Genomic DNA, 22101 nt, shown 5'->3' on the forward strand with positions numbered 1-22101 from the left:
ATGAATTTACAACCAAACTTTTCAATCAAGGCCAATGGCAATGAAGTCGCCGACACCTTAAAAAACCGCGTGGTTGAAGTAAGCGTGACCACCCGCACAGGGCTGTTAAGTGACACTTGTGCGGTACGGTTTGAAAACCTTGAAAAGCTGCCAATTGCAACGCCGGGAAAAGCAGCATCACTTGAAATCGCCATGGGCTACAAAGAGGGTGTGCAAGATAGTCAATCACCGTTAGAGCCATTGGGGATCTTCGAAGTTGGCGCGTATGAGTTAAGTGGGCCGCGTCGCGCGTTATCGCTGTTTGGCAACAAAACCTTGTGGCACACCGCACTAAAAGCCCCAAAGCAGCGCTCTTGGCCTAAAGACGGCAGTGATGAACCATTGCTGTTAAGCGATGTTATTGCAACCATTGCAGGAGAGTATGGGCTGGAACCAAAGGTAGGTCCCGCGTTTTCAGGTATAGAACTCAGCCATATCGAGCAAAGCGAAAGCGACATGCAGCTGCTGACTCGCTTAAGTGAACAGTTTGATGCGGTAATGAAAATAGCCAACGACAAGCTCATTTTTATGGCTAAGGGCACTGGACTTTCGCTCAGTGGTCAAGCGTTACCTAAGGTAAAACTTGGTAAAGCAGACATTCACTTGTGGCAGCTAAGCGCCAATCAAAACCGATCGGTTGATGAGGTGGAGGCGTACTATTACGACCTCCAGCTGGCCGAAAGAAAACCACTCAGTGTCGGCGGCGGCGCAATAAAAACCACCTTGCCGTATGTGTATGCCACAGAAGCGCAAGCCACTAATGCTGCTAAGGCCAAATTACAACGCCTACAACGCTGCTATAAACAACTGCAACTGGAAATCGTAGGTGCACCAAAACTGGTCGCAGGTGGCGTTGTGACTATCGCGGAAGTCGACGACGAACTCGACGGCGATTGGTTTGTTAGCGAAGTCAAACACGTGATCAACCCACTAGGCTTTCGCAGTATTTTACAATGTGAAGCACTGACTAAATAACCGTGTAGTCACGCCTCGGCTGCAAAGCATTTCATATCCTCAGTGCCAAAGTGGAATCCAGAAAAACCCAACAAGGTCATTATTGACCGTTTTATCCAACTGATTTTATTTAATATTCACCTATGCTGAGCAAGTAATATCAATTCTCTCAAATTGATCAGATATTTAAGCGGATTGATATAAGCCCACTCACCGTTAACTTGCTGTCCAGCAAGCTAACCAGCTCAACGCGCATTTAGCGCAAATTACATCTATCAACCTCTTAGGAATTAAAATGTCGCAATCCACATCACACAAATTTTATTTAGTCGAAGAAACTGAATACGGCGTTACACCGGCATCGGCACAATTTGTTGAAGTGCCAATTACAGGCACTACCTTGGGCCTGACAAAAAATACCAGTCAATCAAATACTATCCGTAGCGATCGTCAGATCTCAGATTTTAGAGATGGCACACAGCAGATAGGCGGTGACATCAAAGCAGAACTACAATGGCAAGCCATCGATATGCTACTTGCAGCAGCGGTTTGTGGTAATTGGGAGTCGAACAAACTAAAAAGTGGTACACAGCGTCGTAGCTTTAGTATTTTACGTCACTTTACAACGCTTTCAGCGGCCGACAAACCGTACCAACTTTATCGTGGTATTGAGTTAAATAACATTAATATTCAATTGGGTACTGAAGGCGTAACAACCGCAACGTTCAGCGCAGTAGGTAAGTCAGTTGAGGCTTTATCAGAGCTGCCAGCAGGCGCGTCACTCACAGCAACGCCAGCTGCACCAGCGGTTGACACATTTAATGGTCAAGTAATGGAAGGCGGAGAAAACTTGGCTATTGCGACGGAACTTGGCTTCACGCTAGAAAATGGTATTGAGCCGCGTTTTGTTATTGGTTCAAGCGAAACTATTCGTCCGTCAATCGGACTGTCAAACCTTACCGGCACACTTGGTGTTTACTTTGAAAACCACGCTTTACTAGAAAAGTTCTTCAGCGGTGAGAAATCAAATATCGGTTTCAGCATGGCCGATCCAGAAGGTAACGAATACATAGTCACAGTTCCTAACTTGAAATACACCGGTGGTCAGCCTGATGTGGAAGGCACTGGCGCGATTATCGTGTCATTACCGTTTCAAGGCTTACTGTCAGAAGCAGAAGGCACTAATCTAATCATCGAAAGGAGAGCAAAAGCATGAGCATGATGGAAGACTTTTTCACCAGAGATAAAGCCAACGAAGGCATTAAAGTACCACTCACTTTGCCAGATGGTTCAAAGTCTGAGCACTACATTGTGGTTCGTGGTATTGATTCAGATGCGTTCAGAGATGCTGAAACATTGGCAAAACGCAATGCCATGGCATTCGCTGCAATTGAAGACGAAGCACAGCGTGCTGAAGCCTTTGCGGAAGAACGCTTGGGACTAATTGCCGCGCTGATCGCTGATTGGTCATTTGATGAACCGTGTGAAGTGGACGCCATTAAAACGTTCTTGCGCCAAGCCCCGCAAATTTGTGAACAGGTAGACAAAGTTGCGGCAAAACGTGCACTTTTTTTCGCCAAAGGGTTGAGCAGTTCGCCGACTACGCCAAAAGCGAGTTCCAATTAAACACCATACCCAAAGGCGCACGCTTAACCCGTAAACAAGCGCTAAAACAGGTCTGGAAAACCACAGGTCACAAGCCAGCCGAACTGGCAGAGCAAGTCGCTCTGCCAGACGAGCTGGCTTATTTATGGCAATGGTATTTAGAGCTGAAAAGCGACAAACCTCTCAATTTTACCGAAATTCACCACTGGTCATCGCTAACGCGCAAACATCTCCGCTCCTGGGAGGTCGATCTTTTGCGCTCAATCGACCGCATTTATTGGAGTGTCATGCATGGCAACTAACGCTGAGCTTTCCCTATCATTGCTAATTAAAGAAACCACCACCGCAACGCGTGAACTCTCAAAGCTAGAAGAGCAATTTAAAAAGACATCAAGCGCCAGTCGCTACTTTGATGATGGTATAAAATCTGCGCAAAAGTCTATGGCGAGCTTTGTTAAAAGTATACAGGTGGGAGGTAAAGCATCTTCTGGCTTTTCATCTCAAATCAAAGCATCTGGGAAGGTTTTTTCTGCATTTAAAAAAAACGTAGATGATTCTGGCAAAACATTTAATCGGCTTGGCGGTCAACTAACAAAGTCAGGTAAGTCTCTTTCAGTTTTTAGTTCAGACGTTAACAAAGCATTCTCTACGCTTGAAACACGATCGAGCTCAGCTGTCGCAAATTTGAAACAGTTAGAAACCCAATTGAAAAATAACGCCAAAGCTGGCAGTAGTTTAACGACTAAATCAAATTCTCCGCTAACTGCGTCAGCTGGGTTAGAAGAAAGTGCAAAGCCTAAAGGTAGGTTCAGAACTTTAGCAGGCAAAGCGGCAAGCGGTGCAGGTAAAGTAGCGAGTGGTGTTGGCAGTGGGATTGGAAAGGCACTAAACGGAGCGAAAGGTCTTGCCGTGGCTGCTGGTGGTCCAGCCTCTTTATCGATAGCCATGGTTGAGGCAGGTCAAAAAGTTGTTGAAGTTGCCACTCAGTTTGAAACGCTTGAAGCTCGCATAAGCACAATAGGGGTGAGCGCGGCAAAAAGTAAGGAGATATTTGCCAACCTCAAAGACATGGCGCAAGAAACGCCACATAGTATAGAGGAAACCACAAATTCCTTTATGGCGTTATATAACAATGGATTGACGCCTACACAAGAGTCAATGACTGCCTATGGTGATATCGCTAGCACGTTAGGTATGACGTTAGAAGATGTGGCGAACTCTGTTATTAATGCAACATCAAATCAGGCGAAAACTCAGCAAGATGCATTTGCTAATTTAGGAGTAACGGCGCAGAAAAACGGTGACATGTTAACGCTGACGTACAACGGCGTAACCTCCAACATTAAAGACAATAGCGAGAGCATTCAAACTTACCTAACCGAACTTGGTCGCAATAATTTTGCTGGTGCCATGGCGAAAGAAATGGACACCATGGGCGGAAGAATTGACCGTTTTGGCTCTGAGTGGGATGAGTTATTTTTAAACATCGGCGATGCGGGAGTTGGTGATGTAATTAAAGACTCGATCAGCCTTGCTACTTCAGCGCTTGATGAGTTCAACAATATGTTGGCGTCAGGAGAACTTGCGGGTTACCTCGGCGCAATAGCAGAAGCCTATAACCTTGATGAATTGGCTGAGCTATTTTCGGGTACATTTGATGGTATCGGTGATGATGTTGAAAAGGCAATAGACTTTATTGCTAAGTCGATGCTGCATTTACCCGCAAATGCAGAAATGCTAGTGGAAATGCTGTTAGTCCACTTAAAAAAATTACCTGATCAAGCCGGGTTGTATGGGGCTCAGTTTAAAGAGTTTATACTCGCTCAACTAGACATACTTTTATCGCGTGCAGGCGCAATAGGCCGCGAACTTGTAGACCAGCTAAATCCCTTTGCTGACGACGAATTTGATTATGATGCAGCAACCAAAAATATAACAGAGCAGGCCGCTGCCAGAGCCAAGGCTTCATCTGCACTTTTTGAAGCGCAAGAAAAGGCAATTGCTAAGTCTAAGCAGGCTAGTCTCAAACTCATAGAGGATGAAAGAAATGCCTCAATAGAGGCGATTGAAGCACAAATTGCTAAAGCAAAGCAATTACGAGAAGAGCATGATAAAACCAATGAGGCGCGTAAGAAGGCTTATCAAGAGGCCAAGACCAACGAAGACATTGGTTTAAAAAAGCCAGTTATTAATAACAAGGAAGTAAAAAGTGCTGAAGACAAGCAAAATAAGCAAACCGAAGTAGAAACTAAAAAAGCTGAGGAGCGCCAAGATAAACTTGTCAAACAGCAAGAAGAGCAAAACCAAACGTTAATTGAACAAGCTACTTCATTTTTGCATCAATTGGCAGGAGTGGGTAATCAGCTTAATGCAGAAATAACAGATCCAAAACAAATCGAGGATATAGCAGCAGCTACCAAAGAGGTTTTTGACTCGGGTGCTGATTTATTCAATGCAATTTTTCCTGAAAAGGAAGAAGACGATAAAGCATCACTCGAAGAAGACAGCACTCAAGAAGGTAATACTGAGCTAGAAACTCAAAATGAAGAGAAGCTCGCTGCAACTCAAGCATTCGCTGAAGAGCAAACTCAAATAGAAGTTGAGCAGACCAGACAAAAAAATAAGGCACTGGCTGAAATTGAACGTGAGCAACAGTCTCAAAGGTTAAATCAAGCGTCAGACTTTTTTGGTGGTGTTGCCAGTGTTGCCGCAGCGTTTGGTGGTAAACAATCTAAAGCAGCTAAAGCTGCAGCAATTGCTCAAACGACGATAAAAACTTATGAATCAGCAACCAATGCCTATGCTTCCTTAGCGGGAATTCCGTATGTCGGGCCTGCTCTAGGTATTGCAGCAGCGGCTGCGGCGGTTGCTGCAGGTATGGCCAATGTACAGGCGATTAAATCGACCAATTACTCAGGTGCCTACGACCACGGGGGCTTAATCCCCGCAGGTAAAATTGGTCTGGTTGGTGAATATGGACCTGAGCTTATTGCTGGGCCTATGAATGTCACTAGTCGTCGCACTACCGCAGGGTTGAGTACGTCAACATCCAATGCCGATCAGGCACCACAAAATATCGATAAATCAGTCAAATTTAACTACGTCATCAATGCCAATGATAGCGATGGGGTTGCGCAAGTGATGAAGCGCGAACGCCAGAAGATTATGCGTGATGTACGCTATGCAATGGAGTCAGGTGAATGGGATTAACAGAGCTAACGCAAATTGCTAAAGCCACTATTACTTCTGAAACAAAAAGTATTGTTACCAAGAATAAACATGGCTTTGCACGTCAAGTTCGAAAACTTGGTCAGCCTCATCGTTGGCGAATTAAGCTGACCACAGCGGCAATGCCGTATCCACAGGCGATGTCGCTTTATGCTGAGGTAGCTAGTCTCGACGGTGTGTTGAAAAAGACATTTTTGCCCAATCCATTACCGCAAATCGGAAGTGCGATAAGAGCAAAAAACGCCGAGTACGCGCAGCGCGGTAGTAACAATATTCGAGTCGATGTAATCACCAAAAGTGCGGAAGATGTCCCCGCTTTTGCGGCCGGTGACTTTGTGCAGTTTGGCGTCTATCGAAAGGTCTATCAAGTCACTCATTATGATCAAAGCTCAGGTATTTTAACCATTTACCCCAACTTAAAAAGCAATCTAGCGTCAGGCGCAATTATCTACTGTGGTGCTGAATTACAATTTTATGTCTACTCGGATGATGACGATACTGAGCTGTCTATATCCGCTGGTAGGCCTATTCCGGTCAACGTTGAGCTGGTGGAGGTAACTGAATAATGTCTTCTCAATTAGCCAATGCACTGTCGGGGGATTACCAGTTTTGTCACCTGTTAGACATCGAATTTGATTGGGGAACCTTAGCGCTGACCGATGCTGACGAGAATATTGATTACAACGGTAAAACATATTTGGCAGGCGTGTTTAAAAGCTTTGGTTCGGTTAAACACAGCAATGGCATTCGAATTGGCGATTTAAAACTCAATTTCAATGCACTTGACCCCAGCGTAGTCGCACTGGGATTAAACGAGCGCTGGATGAACCGTAGAGTTGAGCTATCTAAGCTAATTTCTACCCATCGTGGCATCGCGGGAAGGTTAAGCCTTTACAAGGGCCTCATTTCAAAAATGGATATGAATACTTCTGGCAGTATGAGCTACACGGTTAGCTCTATTTGGGCCGACTTTGAAAAATCCGCAGGCAGGCAAACCAACACCGCAAGTCATCAAAAGTACTTCTCACAGACCGATCCGTTTAAATATACCCCGCTACTTACCGATGCGGTGCCTTGGGGTAAAGAAGGTAATGGATCGGTTAAATCACGGTCAGGATCGGGCAGAAGGTCAGGTGGCACAGTACCGCGCGTTGTAAAACAGCACTAAAGGCATTAAACACAATGGGATTAATATCTAGCATTTTTAAAGGGGTGTTTAAGTTAGTTGGTATTGACTTAGAACCCAAACCCCAAAACCAAAAGATACAAGGTGTTGACTACACCGCACCAGCCACCGACGCCAGCATTCCTGTTTACTATGGCAAGGTTAAGCGTACTGGCGGCACCATCATTTATCGAGCGACCAGCGATGTAGCAGGCAATAAGGTTAAAAATGAACTGCTGCATTTGATCATTGTTTGGGGTGAGGTGAACGGCGCTGACGTGACTCAAATCTATATTGATGATGAGCCAATTACGTCAAGCAAGTTTACTGGCAAAGATGGCCATCGATGGGCTTATGCTTTTCACTCCCAAGGTGGCCCGCTTTCTGAACCTAGACTCAATAGTACGGGTTGGAGTCATTATGCTAACCGGCCAGAAAAGTTATTGTATAGCTATGTACGCTTGGAGATGGGGGCTAAAGATCCTGTTTTTACCTCAAGACCAAACATTACCGCAGACATTGAACAAAAAACCATTTTTGACGTGCGTACGGGTCAGCAACAGCCCGTTGCGTCAAATCCAGCATTGCAGCTTTATGACTATTTAACTAACGACGTTTACGGCAAAAACTTAGCCGAGTCGGAAATAGACAAAGACAGTTTTAAACGTGCTGCTACCATTTGTGACTTTATGGTGGATAGTTATGAGGGCGGGAGCAAAATTCCGCTGTATACCTCAAATGTGCGCTTAGATACCAGCAAATCCATTAAATCAAATTGCGAAATGCTGCTGGCAGCAATGCGCGCCAGCTTGCCGGTGGTGAATGGCAAGCTAACACTGGTACTGGATGTAGACAAACCTCCGGTTGCTTGGCAAGCCAATGAAGACACTATTGTCAGCGACATCTCAGTCGATGATGCCTCGAAAAAAGACCGCTACAACCAAGTCACCGTTCAGTACTACGATAATAACCGCAACGGTAAACTACAAGATGCGGTATTTCCTGATAAAGGCAGTGACATTGAAACGCAGTGGCGGGCCGAAGATAACGGGATTTTACTCAGCAAAAAAATCAAAATTGATACTCTAAATAACGCCTACGAGGCCAAGCGAATTGCCGAGTTTGTGGCACGTAAAAGCCGTGATCAACTAAGTATTCAGTTTACTGCCCGTGATGATGCCGCACTATTGGCAATCGGCGATATTGTGCGTGTCAGCGATGAGGTACTGGGCTTTGAGCAGAAGCTGTTTACCCTTACCGACCAAGTATTAATGAGTAACGGCGAAGTCGAACTCAGCATGACTGAGCACCAACCAAGCCATTACAATTGGCAACCGGGCGTTAGGCAAACCATTATCCCGGATACAGTGTATCAATCCTACAAGCCAGAGCCTCCCACGACTTTGCAAGCCAGTGTGGTAGAAGACAGCAAACTGAAAATTGAGTGGCAATCTGCATTCGATGATTTTGAGTACAAAGTAATTCGTGACGAGCGAGTCATTAAAGCTGGCGATACCACACAACACTCTGTTTCTCTGGCATTAGATGCAGGCGAATACGAAATCCAAATTTTTGCCGTCAACGCACTAGGTTTTCGCAGTGATGCGGCGAGCTTGCTGTTTACCGTTGATGAGCCAGCAGTGCCAACGGTAGAAATTACCTCGCTTACCTCAACTAGTGCCGTGTTATATGCAACGACCACAGGGGCATCAACACAAACCAACTATGAATGGCAGTTTGCTGGTGAAGGCGAACAAAAAACTGTGATTGCACAAGTACTAACGGTGTCGTCATTGTTGCCAAATAAACGCTACGAAGGACGAGTTCGTACACTTAATGCGTCGGGTAAAAGTCAATGGCATAGTTTTGTTGTTAAAACCCCAGAACTTGCGCCGTATGAGCATGCGGCGGCTTTAACCTTTGAGTTGAGTCAGTCCCCCTCTTGGCTGGGAATGGGAACCGGTTGGCAACCGGAAAGTGTTACTAATCACGTTCGAGTATCGCTAACAGACTTAAAAGATAAGCAAGAACTAGCCTATCAAACCTTGGCTGTGACGTTAGCAGAGGATGGAACACTTTATGCTGAGCTGCTAGAAGATAATGAAAACTTCACTGAGAGTGAGCTATTCATTGAGTTTAGCGGTGAAGGCACTAACCATTTAACGATAACCGCGCGGCACGATCTGCAAACTCAACGGCAAGGTTTTACAGTAACTGGGCTGAGTGTCAGTGAGCTCAAAGAAACCCAAAAACGCTTAGAGGAAATGGATGAACTGGCAAATTCGGTATTAGAGCAGGCGTTAGACTCTGAGTACACGTTTGCTGCCGATTTAACCAGCACACTAACGTTAGAAAGAAAAACCGATAGTACCAATGCGCGAGTAGAAGAAGCTGCTGCAGCACAAGCGGATGAAAATCAAGCAATCGCGACGCGCTTTAGGCAAGTAACCGCTGAGGTTGATGCCAATAAAGCACAGGTCACGCAGGTTGAACAAGCACTTGCAGACAAAGAACAAGCATTAGCAACCAAGATCAGTACGGTTCAAGCTGAGGTTGATGCTAATAAAGCACAGGTCACCCAGGTTGAACAAGCGCTTGCAAACAAAGAGCAAGCATTAGCAACCAAGATCAGCAAAGTACAAGCTGAGGTTGATGATAACAAGGCGAACATCACGGCGGTAGAGCATGCGCTGGTAACGACAGAGCAGGCGCTTGCCGCTAAAGTCACCCAGTTAGATGCTAAGGTGGATGATAATCAAGCCGACATTCAAGCCTACTACATTACTAAGGCCGACGCTGAGCAAGCAGTATCGCAAGCAAAAACTGAGCTAAACAGCAAGGTTGATAACAATCGAGCGTATCTAGACCAAACGTTTTACACCTCGGCAGAAACCGACCAAGCGATTACTACCCAGCAAGAGCAGTTGCGCTCAGAAATTGGTAATAGCATTGCGCGAGTAGAAAACAACACCTACACCAAAACCGAAGCCGATAGGGCGATAAGTCTTCAGGCAAACAGCCTTTACGCTAACTTTAACCAGCAAATTTCACAGTTAGGAGACACCTATTTTTCTCAAGCAGATGAACATGGTGCACTGGCTAATTTTGTAAAAAATGTCAGCGTAACAACGGCCTCTGGCACCACCAGTGTATTTCAACATATGCAAGCGCAGGCGAGTACGTTAGACGCGCAAGGTAATAAAATTAACCAGTTAGAGGCCCGTGCTGAAATCGGTGTCAATAATAATGGTGAAGTTACAGGGATGACCATTACCCCAAATAAAATGTGCTTTAAAGCAGGAGTGGTGGAGTTTCTTGATAGCGGTGGTAACAAGTCGGTGTACTACGACACCAATGCAGGACAATACACTTTTAACGGCAAAGTGGTTGCCAACAGCGGTTCGTTTAAAGGACATATAGATGCGCAAAGCGGGACTTTTAGGGGGAGAGTAGAAGCAGAAAGTGGTACTTTTAAGGGGCGTGTTGAAGCAACGAGTGGCTCGTTTTCGGGTCATGTGGAGGCAAACAGCGGCACATTTAAAGGGAGAGTTGAGGCTACCAGTGGAGAAATAAGTTCCGTCACATTACGTTCATGCACTTGGGATGCGGGTGGAAGCTCTATTATTTCAGCAAATTCTGGGATGCTTAAAATCACGCAAGGCGGGGTACTTAATACAAGGTTTTTAGCCGATGGAGAAGGGTTTCTGAGAAAATTAGCCATTTATAATAATGGAAGGAAAGAGTCATGGGGCTTAAATATCCAATACCATAAAAATGGTATTTATATCGACCCACATTTTGAAACCCCTGACGAAGCGAAAGACTCTTGGGCGCTTTATGCCAAAAATGGTGAAATCGGCCCTCACACCTCAGCGCATGAAACCCTATTGCCGAAAGAGTTCGCCCCAGAACCTGGGGATATTCTGTGTGATGATGAACTCGTGCATATCGCCAATATCTCTAATGCGATTTGTACTGCCAAAATAAGTAATACTCCGATGGATGTTACTGCCCGTGGCATTTACACACGTCGTCGTGATTTAACAGAGTCACAACCCGCTGGGCTTGTTGGTTTAGAAGACTGGGAACAGTTGGCTTATGTGTACGATGTGGCTTGCATCAACGCCGGTGGCGAAGGGGTTATGAACGTGTGCGGCGAAGGCGGCAACTTGCAAACCGGCGACCTAATTTGCTCCAGCTCCATGCCCGGCAAAGGCATGCGCCAACCTACTCAAAGTGAAGAACGCTACACCATCGCGCAAGTGCGCCACAACGTCACCTTTGACTCTCCAGACCAAGTTAAACAGGTCGCCGTAATCTACAAAAGAGGATAATTATGGCCTACTCAATTGGCAAAATCAGCGTTGTGCAAAACAGCGCTGTGATAGAGGGTGCCCATACGCAATTTATCAGTGTTGCAAAGGCACAACCCGGGGACTTGCTTTATATCAAGCTTAACGAGCAAGACTACATATTACAGATAGCCGAGGTACTCAGCGACACCCAGTTGCGCCTTGCCACACTAGACGGGCAAGCATTTAACTCGCCTAGCAGTGCTAGCAATTTGCGTTACGGCATAGTGCAAAACTTTACCCAAACCACCACGGCACGCTTGGCAAAAAGCTTAACCGAGCTACAAGCCAAATGGCATCGCCGCGAGCGGGAATTAACGGGGTGGTTTGCCAGTACGGAAGACCAATATGAAATTACTAATTTTCTTGGTCAAACAACCGCAATCCCAACGCCCACAAAAATTGCCGAGCTGGCGCAGACAGCTTTGGAAGCCAGTGATGCGCTGGCTGATATGGAGCAAGCGATTGCGCATAATCAGCAAAGCTTGGAGTCCCTAGAGCCAAATATTGCTGAGCTGAACCAACAATATCAGCAGTCAAATGCATTACACAGTCAAGTTGTCATCAAACACAATGGTGTGCAGCAGCTATCACAGCAGGTAGATGAAAATCTAGCGCAGGTCGTTGCAAAAGCTCAGCAAATTGAAAGCGCACGTGCAACCATTGATACACAACAAACCAATGTAGCACAACACGCAAATACGGTCGCGCTGGATAAAACTCACAGCCAAGCATCGTCATTGTTAGCAGCACAAGCATCGCAACGAGCTGCCGCTTCAAAGCAGCAAGCCATTGAGGTAGAAAATAGAGCTACCATCATGCACGACCGCATGGTATTGAGGCATGACCAAGTCAGTCAACAGGCGTCACAAGTAGGTTCATTGGCAGAGTCCATTGAGCAGACTGCATCGGAACTTGAAAGCACAAGCCAACAAGTGTCGCAGCAATCGACACAAGTATCGCTCGATGCGCTACATAGCAAAGCCAATGCAGCATTGTGTGCGCTGAGTATCAACACCTTGATGCAGCAAAATGCCAACCTCAACCAAGCATTTACGGCGCTACTTAACGACTCTCTCAGTTCGCAAACAATTAACCAATTATTCCCAGTGTAAATACCAGAGGTAACTATGACCACCGAATTAATCGATGCAGTCAATGCGTTAAGTGACGTAACGACGGCTCATCAGCAGCTAAACGATAAATATCAAGCAACCCACGACAACCTATCCCACAATCATCAAAGTTTAGTTGATTGGCAAACCCAAACCGGCGAAACCACATTCAAAGACCTCGCAGGCAATACCCACCAAGTACCCACGCTTAAATCACTGATTGCAGATGCACAAAGCATCAACCCTAATCCCCATGTTATGACCAAAGCGCAATTTGATGCGTTAAGGGAGATGCGCAAGCAGCAATATGCAGGGAGCGGGTTTGTTGAATGGGGGAAGGCGTCACCTGATCAAAACTTGCATATTAATCACGGAATGTATGCCAGTGATACGGTTGGATTTCAAAGTTACCTGTTTATAGGAAGAGACTATAAAGATATGACAGGTGTGAGCAAAAGTAAGGCTGCTCAAGCTGTTGTAGATGGAGTAGTTCATTCGCTTAATGGAATTTATACCGCCAATAGACGAGATATCGAATGTTTGTCCATATCTTTCCCCCCAGCCCCTGATGGCACTAAAACCTATGACTCGGCAACCGGCACTGTGACTCAACACAGTAATGCTGAAGTAGCCTTTGCTTCCGAGACCGACACTAATAAGGTCATTACCTCGCGTAAAGACTTGGTGTTTTTAGAGTCTTGGCATGAAAAAATTGCCGATAAAGATGTGGTCTACCCATTGGGCAATGTCCAATACGGCGCAAGTAGCTATAAAGGGGTTGGACTGTTAAATAACCTAGTCGAACAAGGCTATTCCACATTTGGTGAATGGGACCAAAACACCAAAGGTTACGGTGCGAAATGGTCAACCCTGACCGACGAACAAAAAGCCACCTTCCTAGGCGAACCAGAACACAATATCTACTACGACCCAGAAGCAAAAGCGTATGTTCAGGTGCGTTATAGAATGCGGGTAATAGAAGGTGTGAGTGATGCGTGGAGAGTAGTAAGGCCCAACGCACAAGGCTCTTCATACATAAAATTCCTTGGTATACATGGGAAACCATATTCAAATGTTGCAGGAAGATTTAAATATACAGGCAATGACCGTGATTTGGTTGATTATGACCCAGCGAATTACTCGATGTTTATGACCTCGAATAATTTGGATTCTCCAGGTAATTCAGATATTGGTCGATTCATTACTGAGGGGCCAGACTCTGGCTTTGCTATTCCGATTGCCCTTGTCCAGCGCCTAAACCAAGGGGCGTATCATCCTAGTTATAACCCGATGGGAACTGGTAGACGTCGTATTCGCGGAGGGTATTACTATAGATGGTATGAAGTGCATGAACAGCTAACCCCAATAAACTCAACTTTTGACTGTTTTAATCGACTAGCAAATAATGGCGGAGGAAATATGGGGGAGCTTGGCTTTGCCAAGGCTTCCCTTGGCCTAGGGTATAGCGGCCGTCCAGACCAGTACAAATTTCACGACACCATTTACGCAGGCCAAGTTGAAGACCTACGCCTAAACGCGAATAAACTCGATGTAAACCAACTACGCGATGACACCATGCGCAAAGCGGTTGCGGGCACATTACGCGGGAAAGAGAAAGTACCTTTTACAAAGGTAAAAACCGGCTTTTGTCACCACTCAATGGGTACAATTTACGTTTATCAAAGAAACTACGTTACCCCTTCATCGCTAATAGGCAAGGACATATTCTATGATGCGGCCAGATATTTAGATTCATACCCGAAAGATTCGACGGTTTCTTGCTCACCATTTGCGATTAAATTTATAGATGCTGGCGATACAGATTTGACAACATTTGGCGGTGGAGTAGCACTTAACACATGGTTAATTGTTGATAAGCTTCGCATAGCAAATAGTAACCAACATTTAGCTATGATTAACCAAAATACAGGAAACTACCTTTGGTTTTCAGAGGGGTCTGCAAGTACAATCAAAGCCGAAATTATTTTCCCAACCGAAGCTCAAAGTGCTGAATTCGACTCTCTCCCTTGGGTAGACATTATCGGCTCGCCAGAAAATATCGCTGCCACATTCCCCGATGGCGTGATTGGACAGTGGATACCAGAAATTCCAGATGGTAGTACAAAACAATATTCATTAAATCGCAAATCAAATAACGAAAATGCGACATTGATTGTAACTTATGACAATGGGCAAAGTTGGAGCGTTACTAGCTCTTCAATCGTTAGCATAAAAAATTGCAGAATTGTTGCACCGTCTAGTGCCTCAGTAGAATTATGGAGCTATCAGACAAGTTCCGCTTTTACTGAGCCTGCACAGAACTCGATGCTAATTGGGAAAGTTGGTGATGTATATGCTTCAACTCACTCCAACCCTAGAGAAGGTAATAGACTAACGAGTTCCTTAACGGGGTTAATAGGAAAAGCAACGCTTGATCCTGCTCAAGTGTTCGCTGGAGAGGTCGCGGGTTATAGGGTGGTAGATGACAACAAACTAAACGCTCATCATAGATACCAGCCTAAACACGGTGATATCGCTATACCTGCACAAGGAAATCATTCTCCGCTGGTTAAGTCGCTTTATTCAACTACAGAAAAAAACGGCCTGCTTTACCTGCAATTCCACGGCGCAGAACTTAAACACAACGGTACGGATTGGGGTGACGACCAAACCATTCCAATTATCGATGGTGAAAACGTCAAAACCGACCTTAACGGTAACACTGTCAAAGTATTCTGCCACCACACCCAATTGCCAATCGGCATCGCCCACAACGGTTAAGGAGTAGAAAATGGAACCACTAGAAACGCAAAACCAAACACCCGTAACCTATGCGGATGTGCAAACCAAAATCATGCTCCGCCATCCAAGAGAGCAAATTGACCAAGTGTTAGCAGTCGCCATTGAACAAGAGGACGCAGCACATACTGAAGCCTATTCAGCATGGCAAGCATCATTACCGGAGATACAACAAGCCATTCAACAGGCTGAGGCTCATAATGCAGAAAACCCTGAAGAGCCTATGGATGTCCCAACCATATCTGACGAACCTGTTATTGATATTGCGCTCAGGAGAAAGCTATATCGTCCAGTGATTGTTGAGATAGACCAAGAACTCACCACGGAGCAGTGCGAAGCCAGAACAGAGTACGATGACGAAAAGCGCATCGCCTATTACCACCCTGCAACCGTTGCACATTCAGAAGAACACATCGCAAGAGTAAAGCGCGAACGCTTTAAAGCCCAACGAGCCGAAAACGTCGCCGCCATCACCGTTGAAGTAGACGGCATGGAGTTTGACGGTGACGAGCTGAGTCAACAACGCATGGCAAGGGCGGTATTACTGCTTGAAGACAGTGAAACAACCCCATGGATATTGGCCGACAATCAAACCGTTAACGTCACAAAAGCGCAGCTTGCACAAGCCTGTCGACTGTCAGCACAAAGACAAACTGAACTTTGGGTTGAATAGCTCATTAAAAAAACGGTATGCGCGCTGCCGCGCTAGACCAATTTATATCTGTATAGCGGTATAACGGCCTTGCAATTACCAAGCTGAGATCCCGCTCAACTTCCACATTACAAATTTGTTACTTTCCCTTCTCCCTGCGCTCCGTGGGGTGTCAATTAATGCTGCCTGAGTAACTGACGCGCTAATGATTAAGCGTCAACGACTTAGGCAGTATTCCTTTCTGCAAATAGGTCATCCTTACTAAACTACCATTGAGGGTAATAAGTCAGGCTCTGACCTCCTTCCAAACTACAACATCTTCCTGTAATCAATCGTAATTTGCTAAGCAATGAACTATGTCTACACTTGTCCGGGATTTTTGTGGCTTTTTTGCCGCGACTTATTTTGCCCCCACACAAAGGATATGGTTATGACCCATCACACCCATCACCAAGATCAAACCATTGTATCTGCCGCAATTTATCCGCCAATTGGCGTGATGCGCGTCGGTAACAGCCCAACTGAATACTTTATTGGCCCAGAAGTTGATGAACCCATTGCTAACGACATGAGCTTTTACCGCGATAGCACAGGGGCGTTAAAGCGCCAAGCTGCGCGTTTTCGGGTTTATGGTTTAAATGCCCAAGGCGAGGTAGTTAAAGAGTTGTTGCACGATGCTGAAACCAGCATTAACTGGCAAGCGAGACTGGCTAACCAAAAAGCGTCTTGGTATGAATTTCAGTTGGCGCTGGATATTCCAGAAGCTGCCGATGCACCACCTAGTTTACTGCGCAACCAAAAAGTTAAAGACCGCAGTACCTTACTGATTGATGGTGGCGAAAGCGCGGTTGAAGGTTGCAATATCGACGGTGCAACTTCTAAGTTTTTTGGTTTATTTGAAGGTAAAGATGTTTACCTTGGTGAAATGCGTACCGACTCAAAAGGGCGTTTACTGATGCTCGGTGGTCATGGTAAATCTGAAAACCTCAAGGGTGAACCTGCGGTAACTTTTGGTAATAACGATGGCTGGTATGATGATACGTCCGACGGCCCAATTACCGCTGAGGTAACCTATCAAGGTCAGTCGTTAACGGTTAAACCGGCATGGGTGGTATGTGCGCCGCCAGATTACGCGCCAATGCAAAAGTCTGTTCGCACCATGTGGGACTTAATGCGCCAAGTGGCAGTAGATGCCGACATGCTAGCAGCACCAACTTACAAACCTTCGTTTAGCAAAGATATCCTACCTATTTTCCAACGCCTTACCGACCTACAATGGGTGAATGCCGGATTTGCCGCTGGGTTTGGCTGGGACAGCCCGTTTGATTTTACCTCTGAACATTGGCTTGCCAGACTTAACGATCCGAGTGAAAAGTGGCAAGAAGCGCGTCGTACCTTATTTAATAACTTCCGTCGCTTAGATACCGCTTTTACGCCGGATCAAGGCACCACCACACGTCAAACTTGGAACCCGCAATATGCAGCACTTTCTCCGCAGCAGTGGCCTTGGCTTTACGGCGATGCGATGGGGGTAGACGCTAATGATTCTCCGCGTCAATTTGTGACATTGACTGCTATCCAGCTCAATGCCCTTGCACAGTGGGTAGAAGGTCACTTTGTCGCGGATTATGACCCAGCGCGCAAACCGCCAACACGTATCGAAGAACTGCCAGTGGCAGAACAGCCGGATATGCTCACCAAAGCGGCGATGGAATTTTGTATTGCCGATGCCTTTCATCCGGGATGCGAAATGACGTGGCCGATGCGCACTGCAGGCATGTATAGCGAAGCGTTTCGTCTAAGGCATGCCGCAAATACCGCCCCGACTCATGATGTTAATTTTGGTCCGGTGATGACCTCACAAATCGCCTTGCAACCGGGTGGGCCAATCGTTAATGGTCAAATCGCTGGTGGCATTACTCGATGGATGGCTATTCCTTGGCAAACCGACACCGCCAGTTGTCGCGATGGTTACAACTTAGCTTATGACCCTTACTTACCAACCTTTTGGCCAGCGCGTGTGCCAAACAATATGCTCAACGAAGAAAACTACCAAAAAGTAGTTGATGAGCGTTTGGATATGAACACCAGACAAGCCGCGTTTAATGACCGTGAATTCTGGCTTGATGATTTGCCCATTGGCCCATCGACCAATTATGAAGCGCAGATCAACAGCATGATCACCGGTTTTGCGGATTTAGCGATTGTGCTACCAAAAACCCAAACTGGCGTAACCGGATTCCCAACCACCATGCAAGTGGGATTAACCCCGACTAAGTCAGAGCAACATGCTAAAACAAAGGCTGATAAGTTAGCCACATTCGCGGGTCAACCTGCGGCTAAGTGTCGTCCTGATTTATCGCAAACCGACAAAGCTAACCGCTTGAATAAAAAGCGCTAGCGCTGAGTTGCTATGGAATCTGTTAAAGCAGATATTGTGATTGTTGGAGCGGGCATTGCTGGATGCATTGCCGCTCTGGCACTTTGCAAAAAGTACCGTGTGGTGGTGATTGACAAGTGCGCTCAAGCACCTGAAAAAGTAGGAGAGTGCTTACCACCCGCCGCTGCACGGGTGCTGAAAAAGCTATCGCTTTTACATTTGCTCGACTCACCTGAGCATTTGCTTAGCCACGGCATTTTGTCGTACTGGGGGGTCGCGCAACCTTCCATGATTGATAATGTCAAAAACCCCGATGGACTTGGTTGGCATTTATCTCGTCAGTATTTTGAACAGCAACTCAGAGCTGAGCTAAGCGACAGTGAAGCCGTTTGTTTTTGGCCTGCAAAACTGGGGGAAGTTAATTATACGTCTTCACAGTGGCAATTAGACGTTGTGCAATCAGAGCGTTCACACAAGCTACAATCCAGCATTTTAATCGATGCAACGGGTCGTTCTCATGCGGTAGTAAGGCAGCTAGGTCAAAAGCGTTATCAATACGACAAGCAAATGGCACTGTGGCTCACTGCCAATGTGCGCTCTAACAAACGGATTGCGCTGATCAGCGATGAGTCTGACGGCTGGTGGTACAGCGCGCCAATTTCAGGGCGAACGGCGCAAAGTCAGCCTCGGGTGTTTTCTTGGCAAGCCTGTGCTGAGGTGATTAAAGCGGCAAATATTACTTGTTCGGCACAGTTTTTAGATAAAGCAAAGCAGGTGAGAGGGTTTGCCCCTTTGATTGATTTAATCGAGCCGCAGTCGGCATCGTTAAAACACATGGTGAGCGCTAACTCGTCGCGATTAGAGCACTTGGCAGGCGAAGGTTGGTATGCTCTCGGTGATGCGGGAATGAGTTTTGATCCGCTGTCATCACAAGGGATGTTTCATGCCATGACGTCGGCGATACAGTTAGCAGAGCTGCTGTTGCAATATGGTCTGACTTCGCGGCACAGTGGTAAGTTGTTTCAATCGCAAATGGATAGAGTTTGGCTGCGTTATTTGGAGCACAGAGCCCTGTTTTACGGGCAAAGTTTAATGGCTGATCAGCCACAAGTGTTAGTTTAACGCCGTGGCAAAGTGATTTTTGCGACGGCGCCTTGTTGCTGGCTTCTGTTTTCTAACGTGAGCTTGCCGCCGTGCTGTTCAACAATCTGCCGTGATAAACTGAGTCCAATACCTTTACCCCTTGGTTTTGTGGTGTAAAACGGCACGAATAAATTGTCTTTGTTTTTGATGCCGTGACCCTGATCGAGCACTTCTAATACGGTATATTGCTCATCTTGATAGCCACAAAGGATAATCTGAGCGCCTTTAGGACTGGCTTCAATGGCATTTTTGATAAGGTTAACTAGCACTTGTTCAATTAGTGCTTGATCGACCCTTAGCATAAAATCATTTTTCAGCTGTAATGAGCACTGAGGTTCAAACAGTTGGACGATGGGAGGCAACAGCGCATTCGCACGCAGAGGTTGTAGGTTAATGTGATGTTGGGTGGCGACACTGGCGTAACGATTAACAAACGTCATCAGACTGTCGCTACGTTGAACGATCACTTCTAACGCTTGCTGGGCATCGTCTTCAAACTCGTCGGTGGTAGGCATTTCTTTGAGTGACTGTGCCAGTGACTTGATTGGAGACAGTGAGTTGTGGATCTCATGGCTCAATACTCTGATCATCTTTTGCCATGCTTCTCTTTGTGCTTGACTGACTACGGCGTGTACATCGGTCAGCACGACTAAATGTGCATTCTCATTGGCAATTTTGAGTTTACTGTGTTTTATCTGCCATTCCGCTTGTAAGCTGGTATCGTTAAATTGCCAACGCCCCTCAGTTAAGGTTAAGCCAAACTTTTCAGCTTTTGCTAAGCGACGTGTTTGCCACGGTTTGCCAATCCAATTTGAGAATGCTTCGTTACCGTGCGCCAGACCTAAGTGCTCATCAAAGACCGCGATAGGACTGGGTAGCTGTTCAATAAGTCTTAGCACGGTGATGGCTTGATGATCCCGCTCGGACTTATGGCTTTGGAGCTGGATGTTAAGGCCATCTAATTGTTGTTGCAGCTCGTGCAGTATTCCGTCTTTGTCGGTACAGGCTAGACGTTGCCCATAGTCTTCCAAACCGATCGCTTCAAGTACCGAACTCAGCCGATATAAGGGTTGGGTAATAACCTGCTTTATTTTGTAGAGTATCAGCGCCAGCGGCAATAAAAATAACATAGCCACAGTTGCACTAAGTAATAATGGTTTGTCAGATTGAGTGCATAAAGCAGCGCTTAATACGGTGATGAGTAGCCACACTGTGGCAAAAGTAATATTCAGTGCTCGCTCATAGCTTGGTTTTTTCACTTGACTCACCGCGTTTTGATGGCGAATTTATCGAGTCTTCGATACATCGCACTTTTGCTGATCCCAAGCAGTGCTGCGGCATCTTCCACGTTGTCTTGGCATTGTTTCAGTGCCATTTTGACCAGTTTTTTCTCAGCTTCATCTAAGGTCATCAACTGATTAACCGAATCTGGCTCTGCTGGTTGTTTTTTTAGTTGCAGGTCCTGTTCTTGAATTTGTTCGTTATCCGACATTAATACTGCGCGTTCTATTACATGACTGAGTTCTCGAATATTGCCCGGCCAGTGGTAATGTTTAAGTACTTGTATTGCTTCAGCAGACAGCGATTTTTCAGGAACTTGATATTTCTCACTGTGTAAGCGAATAAAGTGTGCTGCAAGCGAAATGATGTCTTCCAAGCGCGCTCGCAGTGGGGGGATTTCAAACTCGATGGTGTTGATTCTGTAGTACAGGTCGTTACGGAACAGGCCTTGCTCGATAAGCGTCTCTAATGGTGCGTTGGTTGCGCTAATGATTCGACAATCGGCTTGTTGAGTTTGGCTTGAACCGACCGCTTCAAATTGAGCGGATTCAAGCACCCGCAATAGTTTGGTTTGCTGAGCTTCGTTGAGCGTACCAATTTCATCCAAAAAGAGTGTGCCATTCTGTGCCTTGGCGAAGCGGCCAATACGGTCTTGTTTGGCGTCAGTAAACGCGCCTTTGACATGCCCAAACATCTCACTCTCAAACAAGGACTCGGGAATTGCCGCCATATTGGTGCTAACAAATTCACCTTGTAACTGACTTTGCTGGTGGATGTAGTGCGCCATTTGTGATTTACCTGTGCCGTTTTCACCACGCAGTAAAATGTTAGCGCCTGTTTTTGCAACGCGGTCAATTTTGTTTTTAAGTGTCTGCATTACAGGACTAAACCACAATAGTGTGGATGAACTCTCCGTCGCCAGGGTTGTTGTCCGCGAGTGCTGTTGACGTTGCTGAATTTGTTTAAGGCCAAGGTGCTTTTTGACCATCATTAGCACCGCATGGTTATCCCAAGGTTTGGCAAAAAAATCACAGGCACCGTTTTGCATGGCGGCAACCGCTAAGTCGATACTCGACCACGCGGTCATGGCGATAAATAAGGGCGCGTTATTCGTTTTATTTTCAGACAAAAACGCCAGTCCTTCTTCCCCTGAGGTGGTATCGAATTCATAGTTCATGTCGAGCAGAACAACATCGATAGAATGCGACTGCAGCTGACTTTTGGCTTCAGTTAAACTTGCTGCTTGATGAACTTGGAAGCCGTGATTTTTCAGCAGTAAGTTTAGGCTCAGACGAACATCTGCTTTGTCGTCAACAATTAAAAGTGTACCTTGCATGATGGTGTCGCAGGTAAGCGAATGCGGCTCCGGCTTACCTGCTGTTTTCCTT

General features: G+C 46.0%; 15 protein-coding genes. 13 read left to right on the forward strand and 2 right to left on the reverse strand.

Annotation, left to right across the window (positions count from 1 at the left end; genetic code table 11):
* The 13 genes from ACSLBF_RS05025 (at window position 1) to ACSLBF_RS05085 (ending at window position 19411) form a co-directional block, all read left to right on the forward strand.
* Window positions 1–1014, forward strand: coding sequence for a phage late control D family protein (locus ACSLBF_RS05025; protein WP_440055507.1), 1014 nt, complete (start codon window positions 1–3; stop codon window positions 1012–1014).
* Window positions 1015–1288: 274 nt separating this feature from the next.
* On the forward strand, window positions 1289–2209 hold the full coding sequence (locus ACSLBF_RS05030) for a phage tail tube protein (protein WP_440055508.1): 921 nt from the start codon (window positions 1289–1291) through the stop codon (window positions 2207–2209).
* Entirely contained in the window at window positions 2206–2619 is a 414-nt protein-coding gene (locus ACSLBF_RS05035) for a hypothetical protein (protein ID WP_440055509.1), read from the forward strand. Before ACSLBF_RS05030 ends, ACSLBF_RS05035 begins: the two co-directional genes overlap by 4 nt.
* A 5-nt stretch (window positions 2620–2624) precedes the next feature.
* Window positions 2625–2900: a phage tail assembly chaperone gene (locus ACSLBF_RS05040; protein WP_440056195.1), complete on the forward strand. Its 276-nt coding sequence runs from the start codon at window positions 2625–2627 to the stop codon at window positions 2898–2900.
* A complete protein-coding gene (locus ACSLBF_RS05045; RefSeq protein WP_440055510.1) occupies window positions 2890–5808 on the forward strand; it encodes a hypothetical protein in 2919 nt (972 codons plus the stop codon). Before ACSLBF_RS05040 ends, ACSLBF_RS05045 begins: the two co-directional genes overlap by 11 nt.
* On the forward strand, window positions 5799–6392 hold the full coding sequence (locus ACSLBF_RS05050) for a hypothetical protein (protein ID WP_440055511.1): 594 nt from the start codon (window positions 5799–5801) through the stop codon (window positions 6390–6392). The genes ACSLBF_RS05045 and ACSLBF_RS05050 overlap by 10 nt, the downstream gene beginning before the upstream one ends.
* Complete coding sequence (locus ACSLBF_RS05055) at window positions 6392–6994, forward strand: baseplate hub domain-containing protein (protein WP_440055512.1); 603 nt, start codon at window positions 6392–6394, stop codon at window positions 6992–6994. The genes ACSLBF_RS05050 and ACSLBF_RS05055 overlap by 1 nt, the downstream gene beginning before the upstream one ends.
* A gap of 14 nt (window positions 6995–7008) precedes the next feature.
* Complete coding sequence (locus ACSLBF_RS05060) at window positions 7009–11325, forward strand: hypothetical protein (protein WP_440055513.1); 4317 nt, start codon at window positions 7009–7011, stop codon at window positions 11323–11325.
* Window positions 11326–11327: 2 nt separating this feature from the next.
* Entirely contained in the window at window positions 11328–12458 is a 1131-nt protein-coding gene (locus ACSLBF_RS05065) for a hypothetical protein (RefSeq protein WP_440055514.1), read from the forward strand.
* 15 nt (window positions 12459–12473) lie between these two features.
* Window positions 12474–15239, forward strand: a complete 2766-nt coding sequence (locus ACSLBF_RS05070; protein WP_440055515.1) for a hypothetical protein — start codon at window positions 12474–12476, stop codon at window positions 15237–15239.
* 10 nt (window positions 15240–15249) lie between these two features.
* The gene (locus ACSLBF_RS05075) at window positions 15250–15930 is read left to right on the forward strand and encodes a DUF4376 domain-containing protein (RefSeq protein WP_440055516.1); all 681 of its coding nucleotides are present in this window, start codon (window positions 15250–15252) and stop codon (window positions 15928–15930) included.
* A 409-nt stretch (window positions 15931–16339) separates the two neighbouring features.
* Window positions 16340–18310 carry a LodA/GoxA family CTQ-dependent oxidase gene (locus tag ACSLBF_RS05080; protein WP_440055517.1) on the forward strand — a complete coding sequence of 657 codons (1971 nt, stop codon included), beginning with the start codon at window positions 16340–16342 and terminating at the stop codon, window positions 18308–18310.
* 12 nt (window positions 18311–18322) lie between these two features.
* Window positions 18323–19411, forward strand: a complete 1089-nt coding sequence (locus ACSLBF_RS05085) for an NAD(P)/FAD-dependent oxidoreductase (protein ID WP_440055518.1) — start codon at window positions 18323–18325, stop codon at window positions 19409–19411.
* On the opposite strand, the gene ACSLBF_RS05090 is transcribed toward ACSLBF_RS05085, so the two are convergent.
* Window positions 19408–20691: a sensor histidine kinase gene (locus ACSLBF_RS05090; protein WP_440055519.1), complete on the reverse strand. Its 1284-nt coding sequence runs from the start codon at window positions 20689–20691 to the stop codon at window positions 19408–19410. The two genes, ACSLBF_RS05085 and ACSLBF_RS05090, sit on opposite strands and share 4 nt — an antisense overlap.
* Before the next feature lie 5 nt (window positions 20692–20696).
* Complete coding sequence (locus ACSLBF_RS05095) at window positions 20697–22049, reverse strand: sigma-54-dependent transcriptional regulator (RefSeq protein WP_440055520.1); 1353 nt, start codon at window positions 22047–22049, stop codon at window positions 20697–20699.
* Window positions 22050–22101 lie beyond the last annotated feature (52 nt).

Source organism: Pseudoalteromonas sp. T1lg65 (genome assembly GCF_051930985.1).
Classification (GTDB): Bacteria; Pseudomonadota; Gammaproteobacteria; order Enterobacterales; family Alteromonadaceae; genus Pseudoalteromonas.